This window comes from Arthrobacter sp. RAF14 (assembly GCF_052114185.1).
Classification (GTDB): Bacteria; Actinomycetota; Actinomycetes; order Actinomycetales; family Micrococcaceae; genus Arthrobacter_E.
In genome coordinates this window covers 1-777 of sequence record NZ_JBFREG010000015.1, presented here as the reverse complement: position 1 = coordinate 777, position 777 = coordinate 1, and the positions used below count along the sequence as shown (strand labels likewise).

1 pseudogene is annotated in these 777 nt (G+C 72.6%); it reads right to left on the bottom strand.

Features of this window, described 5'->3' with window-relative positions:
* A pseudogene (locus AB4Y75_RS16685) lies at positions 1-777 on the bottom strand (hypothetical protein); the annotation flags it as partial.

Genomic DNA, 777 nt, shown 5'->3' with positions numbered 1-777 from the left:
GGCCGGGGATGGTGCCGGTGCCGTTGCCGCCGGGCAGGCCCGGGAGGGTGGGCAGGCCGGGGATGGTGCCGGTGCCGTTGCCGCCGGGCAGGCCCGGGAGGGTGGGCAGGCCGGGGAKGGTGCCGGTGCCGTTGCCGCCCGGGAGGCCCGGGAGGGTGGGCAGGCCGGGCAGGGTGCCGGTGCCGTTACCACCGGGCAGGCCCGGGAGGGTGCCGGATCCGTTACCACCCGGGAGGGTGGGCAGGCCGGGCAGGGTGCCGGTGCCGTTGCCGCCCGGGAGGCCCGGGAGGGTGGGCAGACCGGGCAGACCGGGCAGGGTGCCGGTGCCGTTACTACCCGGGAGACCCGATGTCACGCCGTCGAGAACTCCCGTGACGTTGTCGAGCAGCCCGCTGGGTGAGTTACCTCCATTGCTTCCGAGCACGCCATCCAGGAGTGCTTCAGGAATGACCGTCACCAAATTGGGGATCTGGTTGAACAGACCGCCGGGGAGGTCCGCCGGGTCAGTTCCTGGGACTCCCGGGATGGACGGCAGACTCGGGATGGTTCCGGTGCCGCCGGGGATCAGTCCGCCGATCAGATCGGGCAGGCTGCCGAGGATGTCACCCGGGTTACCGCCGGGGGTTCCTGGGGTGCCGGGGTTGCCACCTGGAAGACCGGGGATGGTTCCGGTGCCGCCGGGGATCAGTCCGCCGATCAGATCGGGCAGGCTGCCGAGGATGTCACCCGGGTTACCGCCGGGGGTTCCTGGGGTGCCGGGGTTGCCACCTGGAAGAC